The 22404-nt window shown below is 63.7% G+C and carries 19 protein-coding genes; 11 read left to right on the forward strand and 8 right to left on the reverse strand.

What is annotated here, in order from left to right; genetic code table 11:
• Positions 1-15 precede the first annotated feature (15 nt).
• The gene (locus tag CK222_RS18365) at positions 16-1407 is read right to left on the reverse strand and encodes a M48 family metalloprotease (protein ID WP_095801309.1); all 1392 of its coding nucleotides are present in this window, start codon (positions 1405-1407) and stop codon (positions 16-18) included.
• Between the two features lie 207 nt (positions 1408-1614).
• On the opposite strand from CK222_RS18365, the gene CK222_RS18370 reads away from it, so the two are divergent.
• Both CK222_RS18370 and CK222_RS18375 read left to right on the forward strand, forming a co-directional pair.
• Positions 1615-2763 carry an aminotransferase class I/II-fold pyridoxal phosphate-dependent enzyme gene (locus CK222_RS18370; protein ID WP_095801310.1) on the forward strand — a complete coding sequence of 383 codons (1149 nt, stop codon included), beginning with the start codon at positions 1615-1617 and terminating at the stop codon, positions 2761-2763.
• A 5-nt stretch (positions 2764-2768) separates the two neighbouring features.
• The gene (locus CK222_RS18375; protein WP_176477671.1) at positions 2769-3698 is read left to right on the forward strand and encodes a glutaminase; all 930 of its coding nucleotides are present in this window, start codon (positions 2769-2771) and stop codon (positions 3696-3698) included.
• A 102-nt stretch (positions 3699-3800) separates the two neighbouring features.
• On the opposite strand, the gene CK222_RS18380 is transcribed toward CK222_RS18375, so the two are convergent.
• Positions 3801-6755 carry an Rne/Rng family ribonuclease gene (locus CK222_RS18380; RefSeq protein WP_095801311.1) on the reverse strand — a complete coding sequence of 985 codons (2955 nt, stop codon included), beginning with the start codon at positions 6753-6755 and terminating at the stop codon, positions 3801-3803.
• A 92-nt stretch (positions 6756-6847) separates the two neighbouring features.
• Here CK222_RS18380 and CK222_RS18385 point away from each other — a divergent pair, with 92 nt between their 5' ends.
• The 9 genes from CK222_RS18385 (at position 6848) to CK222_RS18430 (ending at position 15888) form a co-directional block, all read left to right on the forward strand.
• Positions 6848-7102, forward strand: a complete 255-nt coding sequence (locus tag CK222_RS18385; protein WP_067321574.1) for a hypothetical protein — start codon at positions 6848-6850, stop codon at positions 7100-7102.
• 291 nt (positions 7103-7393) lie between these two features.
• Entirely contained in the window at positions 7394-8650 is a 1257-nt protein-coding gene (locus tag CK222_RS18390) for an N-acetylmuramoyl-L-alanine amidase (RefSeq protein ID WP_067321571.1), read from the forward strand.
• Between the two features lie 230 nt (positions 8651-8880).
• On the forward strand, positions 8881-11337 hold the full coding sequence (locus tag CK222_RS18395; RefSeq protein WP_095801312.1) for a penicillin-binding protein 1A: 2457 nt from the start codon (positions 8881-8883) through the stop codon (positions 11335-11337).
• A gap of 127 nt (positions 11338-11464) precedes the next feature.
• Positions 11465-12596 (forward strand): peptide chain release factor 2 gene (prfB, locus tag CK222_RS18405; protein ID WP_141247076.1). Its coding sequence is split into 2 segments (ribosomal slippage): positions 11465-11530 and positions 11532-12596, totalling 1131 coding nucleotides; the frame shifts between segments, so codons are not numbered across the junction.
• 55 nt (positions 12597-12651) lie between these two features.
• Entirely contained in the window at positions 12652-13071 is a 420-nt protein-coding gene (locus CK222_RS18410) for a GFA family protein (protein WP_095801361.1), read from the forward strand.
• Between the two features lie 299 nt (positions 13072-13370).
• Entirely contained in the window at positions 13371-13748 is a 378-nt protein-coding gene (locus CK222_RS18415; protein WP_095801362.1) for a hypothetical protein, read from the forward strand.
• 173 nt (positions 13749-13921) lie between these two features.
• Entirely contained in the window at positions 13922-14290 is a 369-nt protein-coding gene (locus CK222_RS18420; protein WP_095801315.1) for a GFA family protein, read from the forward strand.
• 100 nt (positions 14291-14390) lie between these two features.
• Positions 14391-15041: an OmpA family protein gene (locus tag CK222_RS18425; RefSeq protein ID WP_095783284.1), complete on the forward strand. Its 651-nt coding sequence runs from the start codon at positions 14391-14393 to the stop codon at positions 15039-15041.
• Positions 15042-15279: 238 nt separating this feature from the next.
• Entirely contained in the window at positions 15280-15888 is a 609-nt protein-coding gene (locus tag CK222_RS18430; protein ID WP_095801316.1) for a hypothetical protein, read from the forward strand.
• A gap of 108 nt (positions 15889-15996) precedes the next feature.
• Here CK222_RS18430 and CK222_RS18435 read toward each other — a convergent pair whose 3' ends face one another.
• From CK222_RS18435 to CK222_RS18465, 6 genes are all read right to left on the reverse strand, one after another.
• Positions 15997-17556, reverse strand: a complete 1560-nt coding sequence (locus tag CK222_RS18435; protein WP_164747527.1) for a DEAD/DEAH box helicase — start codon at positions 17554-17556, stop codon at positions 15997-15999.
• Positions 17557-17747: 191 nt separating this feature from the next.
• On the reverse strand, positions 17748-18521 hold the full coding sequence (locus tag CK222_RS18440; RefSeq protein WP_095801318.1) for an NAD kinase: 774 nt from the start codon (positions 18519-18521) through the stop codon (positions 17748-17750).
• Positions 18522-18943: 422 nt separating this feature from the next.
• Positions 18944-19705 (reverse strand): MBL fold metallo-hydrolase, encoded by a 762-nt coding sequence (locus CK222_RS18450; RefSeq protein ID WP_095801319.1) that lies wholly within the window; start codon positions 19703-19705, stop codon positions 18944-18946.
• A gap of 3 nt (positions 19706-19708) precedes the next feature.
• Complete coding sequence (locus tag CK222_RS18455) at positions 19709-20773, reverse strand: ABC transporter ATP-binding protein (protein WP_095801320.1); 1065 nt, start codon at positions 20771-20773, stop codon at positions 19709-19711.
• The gene (locus CK222_RS18460; protein WP_095783289.1) at positions 20770-21552 is read right to left on the reverse strand and encodes an ABC transporter permease; all 783 of its coding nucleotides are present in this window, start codon (positions 21550-21552) and stop codon (positions 20770-20772) included. The genes CK222_RS18455 and CK222_RS18460 overlap by 4 nt, the downstream gene beginning before the upstream one ends.
• 2 nt (positions 21553-21554) lie before the next feature.
• The gene (locus tag CK222_RS18465) at positions 21555-22400 is read right to left on the reverse strand and encodes an ABC transporter permease (RefSeq protein WP_095801321.1); all 846 of its coding nucleotides are present in this window, start codon (positions 22398-22400) and stop codon (positions 21555-21557) included.
• Positions 22401-22404 lie beyond the last annotated feature (4 nt).

Consider the following 22404-nt stretch of genomic DNA (forward strand, 5'->3'; position numbering starts at 1 on the left):
GCGCGGCCGGGAGGTTCACTTGAGTTTGTTAGATGGCGTGTAGTTTATGATATCCTGCGCGCGAAGCCAGCGGGGCTCGCCGCGCTTCAATTTCTGTTGAGCGCGCATGGCGAAGATCTTCGCGTTCTTATAGTCGGCCGAATAGAAATGGCCCTCCGCTGTCGCAAGGTCGGCGGCCGGGATTTGCCCCAATTCGGCATAGGCTTGAGCCAGATAGCGGTAGGCTACGGCGTTTTCCTTGTCGCGCCCGATCCCGCTGTTGAGCTGCGCCACCGCTTTGTTGATTGAGTCCGGCGTGCCGACCGCCATCAGCGCCTGGCCGAGCGAGACCAGCAGCAAGCCGGACCGCGCCGCGTCGAGGCTCGCCGCTTTGGCATAGGCATCCGCGGCGTCCTTGGGCCTGTTGGCCTTCATCAGGATGTCGCCGCGCAGTTCCTGGAAATAGGGGTTCTTCGGCTGTTCCTTGATTAGGGCCGCGGTTTTCGTCAGCGCGGCGCCAGGATTGCCGTAGAGATAGGTCTGCTGCGCGTCGCCATAGCGCGAGGCAAGGCTGGTCGGGTTCTTGCGCATCAGCCGCGCCACGGCCGCCTGGCCTTGCATATAGGCCGCGATCTTGATGCGCATCATGTCATGCCGCTGCTGCAGCGCCAGCGCGTCGACCTGGCTGACATATGGGCTCGCCTTGACCAGCACCTCGAGATTGGCGATGCGCTCCCGGGGCATCGGATGGCTGATCCGGTAAGGATCGAGCTGGGTGCCCGATAGCGAAAGCGCGCTCTGGAAGCGCCCGAAGGTCTTCAGCATGCCCATGCCGGACTGGCCGGTGGCATTGAGGTAGGTGATCGCCGAGCGGTCGGCGGTGATTTCTTCGCCGCGCTGATAAGCAAGGATGCTGCGCTGCGCCATCTCGCCGCCGCCGGCGGCGACGCCCATGCCGGCGCCGGCAAGGCCGCGGCTGTTGGTGGTGGCGCCGGCCACGATCGCGCCCGCCCCGAGCAGCGTGGCGATGATGGCCATGGTCTTGGCGCGATCGAGTTGATCGCGCAGCTTCTGCTGGTGGCCGCCGGCAATATGGCCGGCCTCGTGCGCGATGACGCCGATGATCTCGTTCGGCGTCTCGGCCGTCACCAGCGCGCCGGTGTTGATGAACAGGCGGCGGCCGGTCACGAATGCATTGAAGCTCTGGTCGTTGACGAGAACGATGTCGATCCCGTCATTGGCAAGGCCCGCCGCCTTGAAGATCGGTCGGGCATAGTCGCGCACCAGCGCCTCGATCTCGGCGTCGCGCACCACCGGCACGCCTTGCGCGAAGGCGCTCAGCGAAGTGGACACCGCGACGGCGGCGGCAAGCAGGAGCGTCGCGAACCCGCGCGCGGTTCGCCCTATTGCGGTCGATCTATCGATCATCGTTCGGGTCGGCTCAACATGACAGGTCCACTGGTAGACGAGCGGGCGAAGGATGAAAAGTCGGCGCCGATAACTTCCTGCGCGCTTGTGATCCCCACACCAATCGGGCATTTGTGCGGCGCTGCCGTCGAACTCCCGGCAGTTCCAGGGCAAGCGAGCGATGGTTTGCCTGTGGATTTGCCAACCAAAGGCAGGCTGAAGAGTCAGATGGTCGTTTCGCTTTCACGCCGCGGCGAGGTCGAGCCGTTCCACGCCATGGATATTCTGGCCGAGGCCAACCGGCTGAAGGCGACCGGGATTCCCGTGGTATCGATGGCGGTCGGCCAGCCGTCGGACCCGGCGCCGGTCGGCGTCCGCGAAGCCGCCGCTCTCGCGCTGAAGCACGGCCGCATCGGCTACACCGATGCTCTTGGCCTGGCGGAGCTGCGCAAGGCGATCGCCGCGCACTATGGCGAGCATTACGGAATCGATGTCGCGCCCGCCCGTATCGCCGTCACAACCGGATCGTCCGCCGCCTTCAACCTGGCTTTCCTGGCGATGTTCGATCCCGGCGACCGCGTCGCCATCGCCGCGCCCGGCTATCCGGCCTACCGCAACATCATGGCCGCGCTTGGCATCGAGATCGTCGAGATCGAGCTTGGATCGGACGCCTATCTGCATGCCGACCACCTGAAGAGCGCACACCGCGAGAAGCCGTTGAAAGGCGTGCTGTTTGCCAGTCCAGCCAATCCGACCGGCGCGGTCATTCCAGCCGACGAGCTTTCCGCGTTGGTGAAGACCGCAGGCGAGCTTGGCATCGCGGTGATCTCGGACGAAATCTACCACCGGCTGGCCTATGCTGCGCCCGATGTCACTGCACTTGCCTGTGGCGCCGGCGTGACGGTGATCAACTCCTTCTCGAAATACTATTGCATGACCGGCTGGCGCATCGGCTGGATGGTGCTGCCGGAGGATCTGGTGCGGCCGGTCGAGCGCATCGCGCAGAGCCTTTACATCTCGCCGCCGGAACTGTCGCAGGTCGCGGCGATCGAGGCCTTCAATGCCACGCAAGAGCTCGAAGCGGTGAAGGCGCGTTATGCCTGGAACCGCGACCTGCTGATGAAGCGTCTGCCGGAGCTGGGCTTCCCGCTCGCAGCGCCCATGGACGGCGCCTTCTACGCCTTCTGCGATGTCACGCGGCACACCAATGACAGCATGGCCTTCGCGCGCAAGATGCTGGCCGAGGCGCATGTGGCGGCCACGCCCGGCCGTGATTTCGATCCGCTCCAGGGTCATCGCACCATGCGCTTTTCCTATGCCGGCAGCCATGACGACATGGTCGAGGCGCTGGCGCGCATCGAAAGTTGGCTGAAATAGACGCTATGCCCGAGCTTGAACAGGCGCTGGCGGAAGTGGCCGCCGAAATGACCGAGCGCAGCGATCGCGGCGATGTCGCCACCTATATCCCGCAGCTCGGCAAGGTCGATCCGAAGAAATTCGGCATTGCCGCCGTGACCAATGACGGGCGCATCATCGTTGCCGGCGATGCCGATCAGCCCTTTTCGATCCAGAGCGTCTCGAAGGTGTTCACGCTGACCCTGGCGCTGGGCAAGGTCGGCGATGCGTTGTGGCAGCGTGTCGGCCGCGAGCCGTCGGGCAATCCGTTCAACTCGATCGTCCAGCTCGAGCATGAGAGCGGCATTCCGCGCAATCCGTTCATCAACGCCGGCGCCATCGTCGTATCCGACATCCTGCTTGCCGGCCACCAGCCGCGCGAGGCGATCGGCGAGATCCTGCGCTTCGTCCAATTCCTGGCCGACGACGACACGATCATCATCGACCGCGAGGTCGCGGCCTCGGAACGCGCTACCGGCTACCGCAACTTCGCTCTGGCCAATTACATGAAGTCCTTTGGCAATCTCGACCATGAGCCGGAGCTGGCGCTGGGCGTCTACTTCCATCATTGCGCCATCGCCATGAGCTGCCGGCAGCTCGCCATGGCCGGCCGCTTCCTCGCCAATGGCGGTCGGAACCCGGCGACCGGGCTGTCGGTAGTGTCGACCGAGCGTGCGCGCCGCATCGGCGCGCTGATGCTGACCTGCGGCCACTATGACGGCTCCGGCGATTTCGCCTTCCGTGTCGGCATTCCGGGTAAGAGTGGCGTCGGCGGCGGTATTCTTGGCATCGTGCCGGGCGTCGCCTCGCTCGCCGTCTGGTCCCCCGGCCTCAACGAGAACGGCAATTCAAAGCTCGGCTCCATAGCGCTTGAGAAGCTCGCCAGGATGATGAACTGGTCGATCTTCGCGCCTTAGCAGGTGCTGGGGCGCAAGATTGGAAGGCCAGAAAACGAAAATCCCGCGCCGGGCGGCACGGGATCTTCTGTTTAACAACTAAGCCTAATGAGCTGACAGAGCTTAGAAAAAGCCCTTCCGCTGCCACCAGCCGGCACGCTTCGGCTTTTCTTCGGTCTTGGCTTCCTCGCTGACGTTGGACGAAACGACGGGGACAGCCGGCGTGTCGATCGACTGCGGTTTGCGCCGCGTCGGATGGGCATTGACCTGCGCTTCGGCCTCGGTCGGAGCAGCAGCGGCCGCTGTCAGCTCCGGTTCGGCGGCCGCAGGTTCAGCGGGAAGTTCCGCCGCCCGCTCGGGCGCTTTCTCGGAGACGGTTTCCTCGACAGCCTTCTTCGATCGCGGTGCACGGCGAGGCTTCTTCGGCTTCTCCGTTTCCGCGAAATCGTCATTGGCGGGCGAGGGCGCGGCCTGCTCTTCGGCTGCAGCGACCGGCGGCGCGCCCTCGGGAGCTTCGACTTCCGCTTCTTCGCCTTCGAGACCATCGCCGGCATCGGCATCGGCAGCGATCTCGCCTTCCTCGCGGCGATTGCGCTTGCCGCCGCGCTTGCCGCGACGGCGCTTCTTGCCCTGCCCCTCTTCAGCTGCTTCCGCCCCGGCCGGTGCTTCAGCCGTTACCTCGGCTGCTGCTTCGCCAGCAATCGTGCCGGCGTCCGCAGGTGCGGGGGCCGAGACGGCATCGCCATGGCCTTGATGCTCGCGGTCGCGATCCTTGCCGCCGCGCCGCCGACGGCGTTTGCGGCGCTTGCGGCCGCCTTCGCCGTCCTCGGACCGATGCGGATGCTGTCCCTGCTGTGGATGGCGCGGCTGTTCGGCCTGAACCGATACCTCTTCTTCCTCCTCGACGACGATCTCGTCCTCGGGCTCTTCCGGCTCGACATAGGTCGGCAGGCTGCGCACCTCGAGGAAGCCTTCCGGCTTCTCAGCCACCGCGCCGCGGAAGATCGCGTAGTGTTGCGCGCCCAGCGTCTCGTCGGCTTCGAGCGTGATGCTCAGGCCGAACCGGGCCTCGAGCTCGACCAGATTGGCGCGCTTGTGGTTGAGCACATAAAGCGCGGTCGCCGCCGGCGTGCGCACTGTGATGTGGCTGCGCGAATCCTTGAGCAGGAATTCCTCGATTGCCCGCACCACCATCAGCGCCACCGAGGAGTCCGATCTCACATGGCCTGTGCCGCCGCAATGCGGGCAGGGCTTCATCGTCGATTCCAGCACGCTGGCACGGATGCGCTGGCGCGACATCTCCATCAGGCCGAAATGCGAGATGCGACCGACCTGGATGCGGGCGCGATCGTTCTTGAGGTGATCCTTCAGCCGCTTCTCGACCGCGCGGTTGTTGCGGTTCTCCTCCATGTCGATGAAGTCGATGACGATCAGGCCGGCAAGGTCGCGCAGCCTGAGCTGCCGCGCGACTTCCTCGGCGGCCTCCAGATTGGTGTGGAGCGCGGTGTCTTCGATCGAATGCTCCTTGGTGGAGCGGCCGGAGTTGACGTCGATCGAGACCAGCGCCTCGGTCTGGTTGATGATGATGTAGCCGCCACTCTTCAGCGTCACTTGCGGCTGCAGCATCCGGTCGAGCTGCGCCTCGATGCCGTTGCGCACGAAGATCGGCGTGGTGTCGCGGTAGGGCTGAACCACCTTGGCATGGCTCGGCATCAGCATCCGCATGAAGTCCTTGGCCTCGCGGTAGCCGTCCTCGCCGGAGACCAGGATCTCGTCGATATCCTTGTTGTACAGGTCGCGGACCGAGCGCTTGATCAGGCTGCCTTCCTCATAGACCAGGGCAGGGGCCGTGGACTGCAGCGTGAGATTGCGGACATTCTCCCAAAGCCGCATCAGATATTCGTAGTCGCGCTTGATCTCGGCCTTGGTGCGGCTTTCGCCGGCGGTGCGCAGGATGACTCCCATGCCCTGCGGCACCTCGAGATCGGCGACGACCTCCTTCAGCCGCTTGCGGTCCTGGGCATTGGTGATCTTGCGCGAGATGCCGCCGCCACGCGCGGTGTTCGGCATCAAGACCGAATAGCGCCCGGCGAGCGACAGATAGGTGGTCAGCGCCGCGCCCTTGTTGCCGCGCTCTTCCTTGACGACTTGGACCAGCAGGATCTGGCGGCGCTTGATGACTTCCTGGATCTTGTACTGGCGGCGCACCGGCTTGCGGCGGTTACGGACCTCTTCAAGCGCATCCTCGGCGCCGACCGATTCGATTTCGTGTTCGTCCGAATGTGCGGACGAAACTTCTTCGAGCATGCCGCGATCATCGTCGCTGGGAGCGGCTTCCTCGGCCGGAGCGACCTCGCTGGTCGATTCGGCCTGCACCGGTTCCGAAATCACATCCGCATCGATGCTCGCGGCGATCGAAGTGGGGCCGCTCTCGGAAGGCTGGCGATTCTCGCTGTCGGTCGCATCGGCGTCTTCGGTGTCGCTGCCGGCTTCGGGGGCCTTGTTCTCCTCTTCGCCGGCTGCCTCGGCTACGGTCTCAACGGTTTCGGAGCCTTCGGTGGCTTCGGTCGAGGTATCGGCCGCATCGCCGGGCTCATCAGCGGAAGCGCTGGAAGCTGCGACCTCATCGGCGCTTTCGCCGCCTTCGTCGGCACCGGCAGCATCGGAACCGCGCTTTTGCTCGGCCCGGTCGCGGTTCTTGCCGCCGCGCCGGCGGTTGCGGCGGCCGCCGCGATCGCGCGCCTGCTGTTCCTCGCCGGTCTCGGCCTCCTCGTCCTCTTCGTCGTCCGCCTCCTGCGCTTCGGCGCGCAGCAGGGCCTGACGGTCGGCTACCGGGATCTGGTAATAGTCGGGGTGAATTTCACTGAAGGCGAGAAAACCGTGACGGTTGCCGCCATATTCGACAAAGGCTGCCTGAAGGGAAGGTTCGACGCGGGTTACGCGGGCGAGATAGATGTTTCCTTTGAGCTGCTTCTTGTCCTGGGATTCAAAGTCGAATTCTTCGATGCGGTTACCGCGAACGACAACAACGCGTGTTTCCTCCGGGTGGGAGGCGTCTATCAGCATCTTGTTGGGCATTATTTCGTTTCCTCCCGGCAGCCATCAGCCGCAGCTGGCGAGGCAGACCCCGCCGCTGTGTGCCTGGATTTGTGTGGCTGCCGGATAATTGAATGTCCGCCGGCCGGAGCTTGAGCGCGATGGCGGTGCCGCCCGCAGCCACAATGGCGCGGTTCGATGCGGACCTTTCCATGATTGCGCTTGAAGCCATCGGCACCCAGCAGAACCTTTTGAACCAAAGCCCGGGCTTGGCCGGACCAGCTTGTTTGCTCGCACAGAGCCGGCGCGGGAGATCCCGGCCGTTTTCATCGCGCAAGCGATTCCCCCGCCACGGGAGCACGCCTGCGAAAATCGTCGCGATCACCTGAAACCCGGAAGCGCCTTGCACATCTTACCCTGGCGGGAAGCTGCAGGGCGGGCGGTTCCGGGATTGCAGTGATCCAATGTCGCTTTTATGATTTGGCGGGGTGGAAGGCAACCCCGATTTCGGATGCCGGCAAAAAGCGCTTCCGCAGGGGAAGGTCGCGCTCCACCTGCTGCATGAAAAGGCTTGGTTAACCTTCTCTGGATACCAATCGTTAATCGGGTTGGCCGCCAGACAGGCCGTTCTGCCAAACAGGCCGGCGCGAGGCGCCTAACGGGGAGCGACTGGAATAGAGATGGGACTGGCAGGCACCGCAGACAAGGAGCGTGGCGCCGCCGGGCATCTGCGGCTCATGGCAAGGGCTGTTTTCCTGCTGGTGATCCTGCTTGGCCTGACCGCCGCCTCGCGGGCCGACGGGTCGCTTGGCGCCACCGGCTACAAGATGGCCGGCGATGCCACCAAGATGCGCATCGTCGTGAGCTTCGACAGAGAACCGGACGTGAAGTGGTTCCTGCTGCGCGGTCCCAGCCGCCTTGTGGTCGATCTGCCGCGCACGCGATTCGCCCTCAACGCCAAGGACGTGAAGCCGCGCGGGCTGGTGCGCGCCGTTCGCTACGGCGATCAGGGCAAAGGCTCGCGGCTGATCCTCACCGGCAAAGGACCATTTGCCGTCGACAAGCTCGAGGTGCTGAAGAATGACGATGGCAGCGGCTATCGCGTCGCCATCGACATGTCGGCCGCATCGGAAAGGGAATTCGACGAGGCTTTGGCCAACCAATCGCTGACGACCGGCTCGACCGTTTCCACCGATAAGGGCGGCCGTGTCGGGACCGGGCCGATTTCGGCGCCTGGGCACCGCTTCACAGTGGTCATCGATCCGGGTCATGGCGGCGTCGACGGCGGCGCGGAGAGCGCCGGCGGCACGGTCGAGAAGAACGTCACGCTCGCCTTTGCCACAGAATTGCGTGACAAGCTGGCCGCGGTCGGCAGCTATGATGTCTATATGACGCGGGACAGTGACGTATACCTGCCGCTCGACGAGCGCGTGCGCATCGCTCGCCAGCACGAAGCCGATCTGTTGATCTCCATCCATGCCGATACGATCGCAGTGAAGGGACTCCGCGGCGCCACGGTCTACACGCTCTCGGACAAGGCCTCCGATCCCGAGGCACAGGCGCTCGCCGATCGCGAAAACCTGTCCGACCAGTTCGCCGGTCTGAAGATCGAGGACGACAACAAGGAGGTCACCGACATCCTGATCGACCTGATCCGCCGCGAGACCCACGGATTTTCGATGAGCTTTGCGCACACGCTGGTCGGCCAGTTGTCGACCAGCGTCGGTCTGATCAACAATCCGCAGCGCTCGGCCGGCTTCAAGGTGCTGAAGGCGCCCGACGTGCCCTCGGTTCTGGTCGAGCTTGGTTACCTCTCCAACAGCAAGGACGAGGCGCAATTGCTCAGCGCCGACTGGCGCGGCAAGGCGGCTCAGAGCATAACCAATGCCGTTGCCCTGTTTGCCGCAGCGAAAGCGGGAGCCAGGGCCGGGGGCTGACGGGACCCACCTGCCCACAACCTTGAGCCGTCCTACAACCGCAAGCAGCGTTGCGCGACGACAACACGTGGCGTTATTATTTGGCGGACTGAGTTCCTGAAACTTCGTGCTGCCGTATTTTGTCCACATGGTCGCGACAATGGGTTTCCATTGCGGATTGGGACCGCTCCTGAAGCTTGCGCGACTGTCGGCTTCGTTTAGGAAATCCCGGACCTCGGACTGGAGCGGGCATGATTCGTCTCATCGGCTATTTCTTCGGCATCGGCACGACGCTGGCGCTGCTGGTCGCTGCGGGCCTTGCCATCTACATCGGCCATCTGACGAAGGATCTACCCGACTACGAGGTTCTGGCCAAATATGAGCCGCCGGTGACGACGCGCATCCATGCCTCGGATGGCTCGCTGATGGCCGAATATGCTCGCGAGCGGCGCCTTTATCTGCCGATCCAGGCGATCCCGGACCGCGTCAAGGCAGCCTTCATGTCGGCCGAGGACAAGAACTTCTATAACCATCCGGGCATCGACATCACCGGCCTCGGCCGCGCCATCATCGTCAATCTGCAGAATTTCGGCTCCGGCAGGCGTCAGGTCGGCGCCTCGACGATCACGCAGCAGGTTGCAAAGAACTTCCTGCTGACCTCCGACCAGACCTACGAGCGCAAGATCAAAGAGATGATCCTGGCCTTCCGCATCGAACAGGCCTATTCGAAGGACCGCATCCTCGAGCTCTATCTCAACGAGATCTTCTTCGGCTTCGGCGCCTATGGCGTGGCCGGCGCCGCGCTGACCTATTTCGACAAGTCGGTCAACGAACTCACCGTCGCTGAAGCCGCTTACCTTGCTTCGCTGCCCAAGGGCCCCAACAACTATCATCCCTTCAAGCATGCCGACCGGGCGATCGAGCGCCGCAATTGGGTCATCGATCAGATGGTCGAGAACGGCTACGTCACGCGCGAGGAGGGCGACAAGGCCAAGGCCGAGCCGCTCGGCGTGAAGCCGCGCCGCAACGGCTCCTACCTGTTCGCGGGCGAGTATTTCACCGAGGAGGTGCGTCGCCAGATCATCGCCCGCTACGGCGAGAATGCGCTCTATGAGGGCGGCCTGTCGGTGCGCACCACGCTCGATCCGAAAATCCAGCTCATCGCCCGCAAGGCAATGCAGAACGGATTGCTGAAATACGACACGCTGCGCGGCTACCGCGGACCGGTGACCCATATCGACGTTTCCGGCGACTGGGGCGTGCCGCTCGGTGCGGTCAAGGGGCTGGAGGACGTGCCGGAGTGGACGCTCGCCGTCGTGCTCGACAGTTCGGCCGATGGGCTGACGATCGGCATGCAGCCGGCGCGTCAGGTCTCCGGCGACCTCGTCAAGGACCGCGTCGAGGGCACCGTCAGCAAGGACGACATGGGCTTTGCCATGCGCCATTTCGTCAACGGCAAGTCCGTCAGGGCGAAATCTCCGGCGGAAGTGCTTGAACCCGGCGACGTCATCTTCGTGCAGAAGAACGAGGGCTCCGACAACGCCTATAGCCTGCGCCAGGTGCCCGAGGTCGAAGGCGGCCTGGTTGCCATGGATCCGCATACCGGGCGTGTGTTGGCCATGGTCGGCGGCTTCTCCTACGCGCAGTCGGAGTTCAACCGCGCTACCCAGGCGATGCGCCAGCCGGGCTCCTCGTTCAAGCCGATCGTCTATTCGGCGGCGCTCGACAACGGCTACACGCCGGCTTCCGTGATCATGGACGGGCCGATCACCATCCAGAGCGGCAACACGACCTGGACGCCGAAGAACTATGACGGCACGGCCGCCGGCCCGGCCACCTTGCGCTCGGGCATCGAGAAGTCGCGCAACCTGATGACGGTGCGGCTGGCCAACGACATGGGCATGAAGCTGGTCGTCGAATATGCCGAGCGTTTCGGCGTTTACGATCATCTTGCGCCCTATCTGCCGATGGCTCTGGGCTCCGGCGAGACGACGGTCATGCGCATGGTGTCGGCCTATTCGATCATGGCCAATGGCGGCAAGTCGATCAAACCGTCGCTGATCGACCGCATCCAGGATCGCTACGGCAAGACCGTGTTCAAGCAGGACGAACGCGGCTGCGAGGGCTGCAACGCCGCCGAATGGAAGAACCAACCCGAGCCGGAACTGGTCGACAATTCCGAGCAGGTGCTCGATCCGATGACCGCCTACCAGATCACCTCCATGATGGAGGGCGTGGTGCAGCGCGGCACCGGCGCCACCATCGCCGAGCTCGGCCGCCATATCGCCGGCAAGACCGGAACCACCAATGACGAGAAGGACGCCTGGTTCATCGGCTTCACGCCGAACCTCGTCGTCGGCCTCTATATGGGCTACGATACGCCGCGCGGCCTGGGCAAGGGGGCCACGGGTGGTGGCCTCGCCGCGCCGATCTTCAAGGACTTCATGCGCGTCGCGCTCGACGGCACGCCCAATGTCGACTTCCAGGTTCCGGAAGGCATGAAGCTGATCGCCATCAACCGCAAGACCGGCATGCGCGCGGCCGAAGGCGACCCCAACACCATCATCGAGGCGTTCAAGCCCGGCACCGGCCCGGCCGATAGCTATTGGGTCATCGGCATGGGCGCGGACGGCTCCAATGGTGCCGGCGGCGCGCTGTCGCCGCAGGCCAATCAGGCCATCCAGGACGGTGGCGGCGGCCTTTACTGACTTCCCCAGGTTTCGAATGGGCCGGCAGCTCAACGCCGGCCCATTTCGCTTTACAGGCGGCGGTGCCGTGCCTATGTATCGCGCCGATTCCGAAAAGAACGACAAGTACAGGACAGAACGAAGAGCCATGCGCGCGGAAACGCAGAACATTGTCGACGAGATCAGGCAGGCGATAACCCTGCTGAGGAGGCATCTTTGACTGGGATGCGGCCCTCAAGCGGCTTGAATATCTGAACTCGCGCGCGGAGGATTCCAGCCTCTGGAACGACCCCGCGGAAGCGCAGAAGCTGATGCGGGAGCGCCAGAGCCTCGATGAGGGGATCGCGGCGGTCAAAGGGCTGACCCAGGCGCTCGAGGACAATATCGGCCTGATCGAACTCGGCGAGGAAGAGGGCGACGAGGGCGTCGTCGCGGAAGCCGAAGCGGCGCTGCGTTCGATGCAGGGCGAGGCCAAGGCCCGTCAGGTCGAGACCCTGCTGTCGGGCGAGGCGGACGCCAACGACACCTATCTTGAAATCCATGCCGGCGCCGGCGGCACCGAGAGCCAGGACTGGGCCTCGATGCTCTTGCGCATGTACACGCGCTGGGCCGAGCGGCGCCGCTTCAAAGTCGAGGTGCTGGAAGTCCATGAAGGCGAAGAGGCCGGCATCAAGTCGGCCACCGTGCTTATCAAGGGGCACAACGCCTATGGCTGGCTGAAGACAGAATCTGGCGTTCACCGCCTGGTGCGCATCTCGCCCTACGACAGCAATGCGCGCCGCCACACCTCCTTCGCCAGCGTCTGGGTCTATCCCGTCATCGACGACACGATCGAGATCAACGTTTCGGAATCCGACGTGCGCATCGACACCTACCGTTCATCCGGGTCGGGCGGGCAGCACGTCAACACCACCGACTCGGCGGTCCGCATCACCCATCTCGCGACCGGCATCGCAGTTGCTTGCCAAGCCGAACGCTCGCAGCACAAGAACCGGGCCAAGGCCTGGGAGATGCTGCGCTCGCGGCTCTACGAGGAAGAGCTGAAAAAGCGCGAGGCCGTGGCGAACGCCACCGAGGCGTCGAAGAGCGATATCGGCTGGGGCCACCAGATCCGTTCTTACGTCCTCCAACCCTATCAGCTGGTGAAGGATCTGCGCACCGGCGTCGAAAACACCAGCCCGTCAAGCGTGCTCGACGGCGATCTCGACGAATTCATGGAGGCCTCGCTGTCGCATCGCATCGAGGGCGGTGCAGGTGAGGCGATGGCGGACCTCGACTAGGTATTCCGAAAACTTTCCGCCGGGTGGCGGCTGGCAGGGGGTGAGACCTTGGCAAATCCGGAAAAGGCCAGGTGCTCGTACGCTTGCCGGGCAATGCTTCTGCAGCCTCGTCCGCTACGAGGTGACCGATGAATTCGCCTACGCGGTGAATTGCCATTGCTCGAACTGCCGCCGTACTACAGGGTCGGCTTTCAAGCCCATTGCCGGCATCGCGCGCGACAAGTTTCATCTCACCGCGGGCGACGACAGGCTGCTGATCTATGGCGATGCCGGCGGCCACGATGCGCATTGCGGGCAGTGCGGCTCCTTGCTCTACTCCTTGGTGCGGGAGGGTGCCTACGTCCATGTTGCCATGGGGACCCTGACAGGCGATCCGAGCATTCGCCCAAGTGCACATATCTTCGTCGGTTCCAAGGCGCCATGGTTCACGATTACGGACGACCTGCCGCAATATCGTGAACATGTCACCGGCTGACGGTCGGAACTTCCGTCGGCAGAATTTCGTTCTTAGGCACCCCTGGTCGCAGGCTTGTCGTAGTTATTGTTAACCAAGTCGGCGCACCCTTTTCTGCGGCCGCTGCTGAACCCCGGTGCGATTCCGAGGGCACGCCCAGTTCTTGCGCCGGCCAAGGAATCAGCCCAGCATTCGGGCTGGGTATAGAAGCATGTATGGCCGGACGCGGCATATCTGCGACTGACGATCCGGCCACTGGGAAGACACGTTCCGGGAACGGGCAAGCGACAAAACGCTTGATGCTCGAAAGGAACGCTTCGATGTCTGCTGCCAAGTCAAGATCGGCCCGAGCCGTTCGCCCGGCCGGCCGGCTCCTGTTGTCCCTGTTCGCCACCTTCGGGACCATGATGCTGACCGCTACTGCCGTCGCGCACGACGCCAAACCTACGGCGGTGCTTCCGCAAGCCTGGAGCTATCCCTTTGCCTGCTGCGCCAACTACGACTGCAAGGAGGTGCCACAGACATCGATCGGCGAGCGGCCGGAAGGCTATGTGATAAAAGGCACGGGCGAGGTGGTCGCCTACAGCGACAAGCGGGTCAAGGATTCGCCTGATGGCGAATATCACTGGTGCGCGCACCAGGCCGGATTGGACGCCGGCAAGACCATCTGCCTGTTCGTGCCGCCGCCCTCTTACTAGGATTGCCGCGGCCAGGCAGTGCCGAAAGCAATGTGAGCCTCTCGACCGGGCGCTACCGCGCCTGTTGACGGACGGTTGTCAGGACGACTTCTTTATGTTGCCTTGCTGCCACAGAAGTTCCGCGGCGTCTTCCGCACGGAACTGTGCGGGGCAGGCGGACAAGGGAGAGATCCATGATGATCAAGGGAAGCTGCCACTGCAAGGCCACGACTTTCGAAGTCTCCGAGGCGCCGCAGACGGTGACGCAATGCACCTGCTCATTCTGCTCCAAGCGCGGGTCGCTCTGGGCCTATTACGTCCCGTCGCAATTCAAGCTCACCAGCCCACCTAAGAACGTCTCCTTCTACCGCTGGGGCTCGAAAACCATAAAGCATGGTTTCTGCTCGACCTGCGGCTGCGGCACCTTCACCGAAACGCCGGACTGGTCGACGGGCCAGCCCGACTTCGACAACCCGAGGATCAGCGTCAACTCTCGCCTGTTCGACGACTTCGACCTGGACAGGGTCGAAGTGGTGGTGATCGACGGCAAGAACCTCTGGTAGCTTTGCCGTTCCGCTTTTTGCCGCAATTCATGGTACAACGCGTGCGGAAGGGCTGATTTGGCGCGGCTGCAACGGCCGCGATTTGGAGAGGGACAATCTTATGAAGAAGACCGTGCTCGTCGCCGTGGCGACGGCTGTGCTCGTGAGCGCCTGCACCACCACCGATCCGTATACCGGCGACCAGAAGATCTCCAACACCGCGGCCGGCGCCGGCCTCGGCGCGTTGGCGGGTGCCAGCCTTGGTCTGCTGGCCGGCGGCAACGACCGCCGCAACGCGCTAATCGGTGCGGGCATCGGCGCCCTTGCCGGCGGCGCGATCGGCGCGACGATGGACCAGAACGAGGCCGAGCTTCGCCGTCAGCTGCAGGGCACCGGCGTCAGCGTCACCCGCAGCGGCGACCAGATCATTCTCAACATGCCGTCCGACATCACCTTCAACGTCGACCAGGACGCGGTGAAGCCGGGCTTCTATCCGGTGCTGAACTCGGTGGCGCTGGTGCTGAACAAGTTCCGCCAGACGACCGTCGACGTCTTCGGCCACACCGACTCGACCGGCGGCGACGAGCACAATTTCGACCTGTCGCAGCGCCGTGCGCTGGCCGTCGCCAACTACCTGTCGGGCCAGGGCGTCGATTCCCGCCGCTTCGCCGTCACCGGCTTCGGCAAGACACGTCCGGTTGCTTCCAACGCGACGGCTGCCGGTCGCGCCCAGAACCGTCGCGTCGAGATCCAGCTGTCGCCGCTGACCTGATAGAAGCTGCTGCCAGGAGAACTACTCTACTATGCAAAACGGCCCCGCGAGGGCCGTTTTGTTTGACCTCGAGATGGGAAAAGCCGTCGGGGCTAGTTCTAATTGATGCCTTTCCATCGCCTTGGAAAGGACTAGCATCGACGCTGTCCAGCGGGGACGAGGCGGTACAACCGGCCGCGCAATCAGCATTTTTCCGCCTCGGTCTTGCACGGCCAGTTCAAGAATCTGGGAGGAATGCATGACAAGAACGACTCGCCTTGGGCGCTGCGGCGTCCTCGTTTTAACTGGCCTCTTGGGCGCATGGGTTGGAGCCGCCACGGCCCGGGCCGAAGACGCCAACAAGGCCGACATCGAAGCTCTGAAAAAATCGCTGGCCAAATATGAGGACTACACGGCCGCCGTTCGCGACCTCTATCTGTCGACCGTCGGCTGCGTCTATTACTCGGGCGAGAAGATTCCGGGCACGATGGAATATCCGAAGGGCGCCATGGGCATCCATTTCGTCAACGTTCCGAGCGTCGGCCAGAAGCTCGACCCGATGAAGCCCAACGTGCTCATTTACGAACCGACCAAGGAAGGCTTGAAATTGGTCGGCGTAGAATGGCTGGTGCCCTTGACCCCGGATGTCAAGGAACCACCGAGCCTATTTGGCCAGAAATTCATGGGTCCGATGGAGGGGCATTATCCGCTCATCCCGAAGGAGTTCGTCCATTACGATCTTCACGCCTGGCTGTTCAGGGACAATCCGAACGGCATGTTCAGCCCGACCAACCCGAAGGTGAAATGCAGCAACGCCGAGTTTCCGATGCTGGAGAAGCCGACCAAGATGATGCCCGGGCCGATGTAGGCAGCAGCAGGACAATCCCGGCAAAGCGCTTGTATCCTTCAAGCGAAGCGGCAGTAGAGGAACGGCCCCATTCGGGGCCGCCTCGTTGTTGCCGACGCGGTATTGAGGTCAGACCTTCGCGACGATGCGCATGAACGCGGGCACGTCATCGCCGAAGCCGACGGTCGCGTCGTCCTCTTCATGGCGGTGGCGGCCAGGGCGGCTGTGGTCGCGCTGAGGACGGGAAGCCCCGCGCTGCTCGTTGCGGTTGTCGAAACCCTTGCGGTCGTTCTCGGAACGGATCGCATCCTTGCGGGCGCGGCGCTCGGCAATGTCGGCAATCTCGGCCACCGGCTGCTCTTCGCGTGGTGTCTCCGGCGTCTCGTCGTCGCTGTGCCTGGCGTGGCGGTCCGCGCTTTTCTTGCGCTCGCCACGGCTCTTGCGGTCCTCGTCCTTGCGACCGGCGCGCCGCGGCGCGCCGCGGCCACGGCGAGGCGCTTCTTCGTCTTCGCTCTCGGCGACCGTTGACAGGTCGCCGTCATGCCATTCGATCTTGGTGCCAATCAGCTTTTCGATGGCGTCGACATATTTGGTGTCGGAGCGCGTCGCGATGGTGAAGGATTTTCCGGAGCGGCCGGCCCGGCCGGTGCGCCCGATACGGTGGACATAATCCTCTGCATGGATCGGCACGTCGTAGTTGAAGACGTGGCTGACGTCTGGAATATCGAGGCCGCGGGCGGCGACGTCCGAGGCGACGAGGTAACGCAGCTTGCCATCGCGGAAATTGGCAAGCATCTGCATGCGGGCGCGCTGATCCATGTCGCCATGCAGCGCGCCGGCGTCGAAATCATGCTTCAGCAGCGAGCGGAAAAGCTCCGACACTTCGACCTTGCGGTTGCAGAAGATGATGGCGTTCTTCAGATCGGACTCTTCGGCCCGCATGAGATTGCGAAGCGTCTCGCGCTTGTCCCACGGCTTGGAGCCTGACTTCACCAGGCGCTGCGTGATGCTGGTCGCGGTGGAAGCGGCTCTGGATACCTCGACGCGCACCGGCGCATGCAGGAACTTTTCGGTGAGCTTGGTGATTTCCGGCGGCATGGTCGCCGAGAAGAACAGCGTCTGGCGCGTGAACGGGATCATCTCGCAGATGCGCTCGATATCCGGGATGAAGCCCATATCGAGCATGCGGTCGGCTTCGTCGATGACGAGGATCTCCACGCCGTTGAGCAAGAGCTTGCCGCGCTCGCGGTGGTCGAGCAGCCGGCCGGGCGTGGCGATCAGCACATCGGCGCCGCGCTCCAGCTTCTTGTCCTGCTCCTCGAAGGAGACGCCGCCGATCAGCAGCGCGATGTTGAGCTTGTGGTTCTTGCCGTATTTGACGAAGTTTTCCTCGACTTGGGCGGCGAGCTCGCGTGTCGGCTCGAGGATCAGCGTGCGCGGCATGCGGGCACGCGCACGGCCCTTTTCCAGCCGGGTCAGCATCGGCAGCACGAAGGAAGCGGTCTTGCCGGTGCCTGTCTGGGCAATGCCCAACACATCCTTGCCAAGCAGCGCATGCGGAATGGCGCCGGACTGGATCGGGGTAGGCTTGGTGTAGCCGGCATCGGTGACTGCGGAGAGGACCTTCGGCGACAGGCCGAGGTCTGTGAACGTCAACGCTTCTTGAGCGGTCTGAGTGTCTGCGGACAAGTTGTGGCTGTCTTTGGCTGGTTCGGGAAAAATCGCAACACGCGTTGCGGCGGGCGCCGCGCGCCTGCAAGATCGGGTTGCAGTTAGGCGCAAGTCCGCGATTTGTCAACAGAAACGGCCGGGAATCCGGCGGATTGTGAACACGTAACCTTAATTGCGATGCTTAATCGGGGTTATTGTCTTCTACCGGCTCAATAGCGGAATTGCTCGGCAAGAATACGCTCGTTCCATGAATGATTGGGATCGAACAGCAACGTCGCCGTCGCGGTCGGCGATTCCCGCACCGTGACAGAGGCGATCGCTTTGACCTCGGTGTGGTCGGCGGCTGCGTTCACCGGGCGCTTTTCCGACTCCAATATGTCGAAGCGCACGATCGCTCTGTTGGAGAGCAGCGCGCCGCGCCAGCGCCGAGGCCGGAAGGGGCTCACCGGCGTTAGCGCCAAAAGCGGCGCGTCGAGCGGTAGGATCGGCCCGTGCGCCGACAGATTGTAGGCTGTCGAACCAGCGGGTGTCGCGATCATGACGCCGTCGCAGTTCAATTCCTCCAGCCGCACCTGCTCGTCGACGGTGATGCGTATTTTCGCCGTCTGATAGGACTGGCGCCAAAGCGCCACTTCGTTGATCGCCAGCGCCGAGATCGTTTCGCCCTCGTGAGTCACCGCCTGCATCTCCAGCGGGCGGATCGTCTCGGATACCGCTTTCGAAATGCGTTCATCGAGACCGCCGGCGCGATATTCGTTCATCAGGAAGCCGATGGTGCCACGGTTCATCCCGTAGACCTTCTTGCCCGTGCTCATCGTGTCGCGCAGCGTCTGCAGCAGGAAGCCGTCACCGCCGAGCGCGATGATGATCTCCGCCTCGGCGACAGGTATTTGCCCATAACGCGCCGACAAGGTTTCCAGCGCCGCGCGGGCGTCGTCGGTGTCGGAAGAGACGAAGGCGAAACGGCTGGTTTCTTTGCTCATGGATCCCGAACGGCGACCGCTACCGCCTGCCGGTCGCGCAGGCGACGGCGTAGCATGCGCCGACCGCATCTGCAAAGGGCGGTGCGCCCCGCCATGCGGATACGCGTTGGCGCTCGCGCTTCGTGACAGCCATGCAACGAATGTGATGGCTGCAATGGTTAAGACCAGGCTTAAACACTCGTAAAGCCGGATCGATCATGTTAGCCGGCAGTGGATGGGTTGGCGGGGGCTGGCCAGTCGAGAGACCTATCTATTGCCAGTGACGCGTCTGATCATAGTCTTCCTGATGATGGGAAGTTTCGCCCTCATGTTCGCCGAGCTTGTGCGCCACTCGGAGGAGATGAGCCAGCGGCCGCATCCGACGGCCTCCCGCTGCGGCGACGCCGCCGGGATGCCTTGTCCGCAAAGGGCGCTTTGAAGCGCTAGCGGTTCTGCAGCAGGTGACAGCCCGCCTGCCGCTTCTGCGCAAGATACTCGTCGATCAACTGGCGGTAGCGCACGTTGCCGAAGCTCGGGAAATGGCCGCCATGCACGACCGAGACGTCGAGGTCGCGCATGGCAAGCAGCGTCTCGACATAGTCGCCGATATCGGAGTGGTAGACGTCGTCGATCAGCGGCCCGTCATAGACGATGTCGCCGGACAAGAGGATGCGGGTCTTTCGCTCGTAGAGCGCGATGCCGCCGGGTGAGTGGCCAGGCGTGTGGATGACCTCGAAGGCACGATCGCCGAGATCGACGACGTCGCCATGCTCAAGCAGCCGGTTGGCCGGCGCAGGCGGGATGCGGTAGCTGGCCGCATCCCATCCGTCGGGCATGCCGTCGAACATATCGTCAGTCGCGTAGCGGTCGGCGACCGTCCATTCGTTGCGCGGATCGGCGAGGATCTGGGCTTCAGCGGAATGCACGCAGCGATCCGGAAATTCGTGGTGGCAGCCGATGTGGTCAAAATGCGTGTGGCTGGCGACGCAGACAAGCTTGCGTTCGGTGACCAGCGGCACATGGCGCCGCAGGCTGACATGGCCGAGGCCGGTATCGAACAAAAGATCGCGGTCGCGGCCGCGCACATGCCAGATGTTGCAGCGGAAGAACGGCTTTATCCATGGCTCATGGATGAGCGTGACGTCGTCGCCCATGCGGATGCTCTCGTACCAGTCCGGAGCCTCGATGACCGGAAGCATGCTCATGGATCAGTCCGCCAGCAGGATGATGTCTTTAGCGTCGCATGAAACCGCGACCGTGTCGCCGGCTTGGACGGTCGCGGGAGCTGGTGCCTTGGCGATGAACTGCAATGCAGGATCCTGCGCCGAGGTGGCGAGCACCCGCTTGAAGCTCCCTTGGAAGACGACGTCGCTGACCCTCGCGGTGCCGAGCGCAACGTCGCCTTTCGCTCCCGCAAGGATGAGGTGCTCAGGCCGGATGGCAAGCGCCACAGCCGCGCCAGCCGGCGCCGTGCCGGGCAGCGAGATCGGCCCGAGCCTGGTCGCCACTGCGAAGCGTCCATCCTGTGTTTCGCCGGCTTTGCCGGCAAGAATGGTGCTTTCGCCCATGAAGGTCGCCGAGAAGCGAGTCTTCGGCCGCGCATAGACTCGCTCGGGCGGTCCTTCGTCCTCGATGCGCCCGTCATTCATCACCACGCAATGGTCAGCCAGGGCCATCGCTTCTTCCTGGTCGTGCGTGACATGGACGAATGCGGTGCCGACCCGCTTCTGGATCGCTTTCAACTCGTCCTGCATCTGCCGGCGCAGCTTAAGATCCAGCGCGCCGAGCGGCTCGTCGAGCAACAGCACCGCCGGCTCGATGACCAGCGCGCGCGCCAGCGCCACGCGCTGGCGCTGGCCACCGGAGAGCTGGTGCGGCCTCTTGTCGAAGGAGTCTGCAAGCCCGACGAGGGCGAGCGCTTCGCGCGCCTTTGCCATCCGCGTCGCGCGATCGACGCCCTGCATGCGCAGCCCGAAGCCGACATTCTTACCGACGCTCATATGCGGGAACAGCGCGTAGTCCTGGAAGACGGTCGTCGTCGGGCGCTTGGCCGGCGGCACGGCGGTGCAATCCGCGCCGCGAATGAACACCTTGCCTTCGCTGGGGGTGACGAAGCCGCCAAGGATCGAAAGCAGCGTCGTCTTGCCGGAGCCGGACGGGCCGAGGAGGATCGTGTAGCTGCCGGGCTCGATCGCGAGCGAGACGTTCTTCAAAACGGGAAGGAGGCCGAAACGATGCGAGACGTTGCGGATGTCGACCAATGGGGCGCTCATGCCGGCTTTCTCCGCAGCAGGGTCAATTCGAACAGCACCACGAGCACAATCGAGACCGCAAAGACCAGCGAGCCGACGGCATTGGTCTTGGGGTTGAGGCCGGAGCGCAAGAGGTTCCAGATCTCGACCGGGAGCGTCGTCTCGAAACGGGTGAGCAGGAAGGAGATGACGAACTCGTCCCAGGAAAAGGTCATCGACAGGAAGAAGCCGGCGAAGATCGCCGGCGCCATGACCGGCACCGTGATCATCAGCAGCACCTTCCATTCGGGAGCGCCGAGGTCGCGCGCGGCGCGCTCGATGTTGATCTGGTGGTCGCCCATCTGGCTGTAGATGATGGCGAAGCAGAGCGGCAGGTTGATCACCACATGACCGATGCCGGCGGCGATGAGCGATTTCGGCACGCCGGCCCAGTTGAACAGCACCAGCAGCCCCATGCCGATGATCAGATAGCTGACGGTGAGCGGCAGCGTGATCAACCCGCGCAGCAGGGCCGAGCCCGGCAGCACGAAGCGCGCGAAACCCCAGGCGGAAAGGAAGCCGAGCGTGACGGATGCGAGCGAGGACAGCACCGCCACCAGCAGCGAATTGACCAGCGCGGAGGTGAGGCGTGCATCGGACAGCACCGCCTGGTACCAGCGCAGCGACGGGCCGGTGAAAGGCGGGATCGGGAAAGAGGTCGCCTGCAGCGAGAACAGTATCAGCACGACCACCGGCAGGAAGATGAAGCCGTAGACGGCGATCGCGTAGAGCCAGGCGGCGAGGCGGACGGCAGCACGCATGGTCAAGCCCGCTCGATCTTCAGCCAGCGGGCGCAGGCGAGATAGGCGACGGTGACGACGGCCATCAGGATGATCGAAAGCGCCGAGGCCAGCGGAAAATCGCCGCGCCGGCCGATCTGCATCATGACCAGCTGCGGCATGACCAGCTCGTTGTTGCCGCCGAGGATCTGCGGCGTGATGTAGTCGCCGATGCAGAGTACGAAGGTGAGGAAAGCCCCGACCATGATACCGGGCAGGGTCAGCGGCAGCACGACATGCAGGAAGGTCCGCACCGGCCCGGCACCGAGGTCGGCGGCCGCCTTGCGATAGCTCGGGCTAAGTTGTTTCAGATTGGCGAATATGGTGAGCGTCAGCAGCATGACGAAGAAGTGGACGAAGCCGGTGACGGTAGCGAACCGAGTGTTCGCAAGCTGCAGCGGCTCTGCGACCAAGCCGACGCCGGTGAGCGCCCGATTGATGACGCCGTTCTGCGCCAGCACGAGCAGCCAGGAATAGGAGCGCACGACGTAAGACGTCCAGAACGGCAGCACGGCGAGCATCAGTGCCAATCGCTGCCAGCGCTCCGGCACTTGCTCGGCGAGGATCCAGGCGAATGGATAGGCGAGCACGATCGAAATCACGGTGACGATTGCGGTCACCTCCAACGAGTTCACCATCGCCCGCCAGTAGGATGGATCGGTGAAGAACTGGCTGTAATTGGCCAAAGTGAAGCCGCCGCCTTCATGCGCCGTCAGGCTCGACAATCCCATGGCGACGAAGGGCAGCACGAAGAACAGAAGCGTCCACGCCAGCGCCGGCGTGACCAGCGCCCAGGGCAGGGCACGCAGGTTGCTTCCGGCAACGCTCATCGGC

The organism is Mesorhizobium sp. WSM3866 (assembly GCF_002294795.1).
GTDB lineage: Bacteria > Pseudomonadota > Alphaproteobacteria > Rhizobiales > Rhizobiaceae > Mesorhizobium.

What these genes read in the sequence shown, in the direction of transcription:
- CK222_RS18365 (WP_095801309.1), bottom strand. Translation starts at nt 1,407, where the DNA reads ATGATCGATAGATCGACCGCAATAGGGCGAACCGCGCGCGGGTTCGCG.
- CK222_RS18370 (WP_095801310.1), top strand. Translation starts at nt 1,615, where the DNA reads ATGGTCGTTTCGCTTTCACGCCGCGGCGAGGTCGAGCCGTTCCACGCC.
- CK222_RS18375 (WP_176477671.1), top strand. Translation starts at nt 2,769, where the DNA reads ATGCCCGAGCTTGAACAGGCGCTGGCGGAAGTGGCCGCCGAAATGACC.
- CK222_RS18380 (WP_095801311.1), bottom strand. Translation starts at nt 6,755, where the DNA reads ATGCCCAACAAGATGCTGATAGACGCCTCCCACCCGGAGGAAACACGC.
- CK222_RS18385 (WP_067321574.1), top strand. Translation starts at nt 6,848, where the DNA reads ATGTCCGCCGGCCGGAGCTTGAGCGCGATGGCGGTGCCGCCCGCAGCC.
- CK222_RS18390 (WP_067321571.1), top strand. Translation starts at nt 7,394, where the DNA reads ATGGGACTGGCAGGCACCGCAGACAAGGAGCGTGGCGCCGCCGGGCAT.
- CK222_RS18395 (WP_095801312.1), top strand. Translation starts at nt 8,881, where the DNA reads ATGATTCGTCTCATCGGCTATTTCTTCGGCATCGGCACGACGCTGGCG.
- CK222_RS18415 (WP_095801362.1), top strand. Translation starts at nt 13,371, where the DNA reads ATGTCTGCTGCCAAGTCAAGATCGGCCCGAGCCGTTCGCCCGGCCGGC.
- CK222_RS18420 (WP_095801315.1), top strand. Translation starts at nt 13,922, where the DNA reads ATGATGATCAAGGGAAGCTGCCACTGCAAGGCCACGACTTTCGAAGTC.
- CK222_RS18425 (WP_095783284.1), top strand. Translation starts at nt 14,391, where the DNA reads ATGAAGAAGACCGTGCTCGTCGCCGTGGCGACGGCTGTGCTCGTGAGC.
- CK222_RS18430 (WP_095801316.1), top strand. Translation starts at nt 15,280, where the DNA reads ATGACAAGAACGACTCGCCTTGGGCGCTGCGGCGTCCTCGTTTTAACT.
- CK222_RS18440 (WP_095801318.1), bottom strand. Translation starts at nt 18,521, where the DNA reads ATGAGCAAAGAAACCAGCCGTTTCGCCTTCGTCTCTTCCGACACCGAC.
- CK222_RS18450 (WP_095801319.1), bottom strand. Translation starts at nt 19,705, where the DNA reads ATGAGCATGCTTCCGGTCATCGAGGCTCCGGACTGGTACGAGAGCATC.
- CK222_RS18455 (WP_095801320.1), bottom strand. Translation starts at nt 20,773, where the DNA reads ATGAGCGCCCCATTGGTCGACATCCGCAACGTCTCGCATCGTTTCGGC.
- CK222_RS18460 (WP_095783289.1), bottom strand. Translation starts at nt 21,552, where the DNA reads ATGCGTGCTGCCGTCCGCCTCGCCGCCTGGCTCTACGCGATCGCCGTC.
- CK222_RS18465 (WP_095801321.1), bottom strand. Translation starts at nt 22,400, where the DNA reads ATGAGCGTTGCCGGAAGCAACCTGCGTGCCCTGCCCTGGGCGCTGGTC.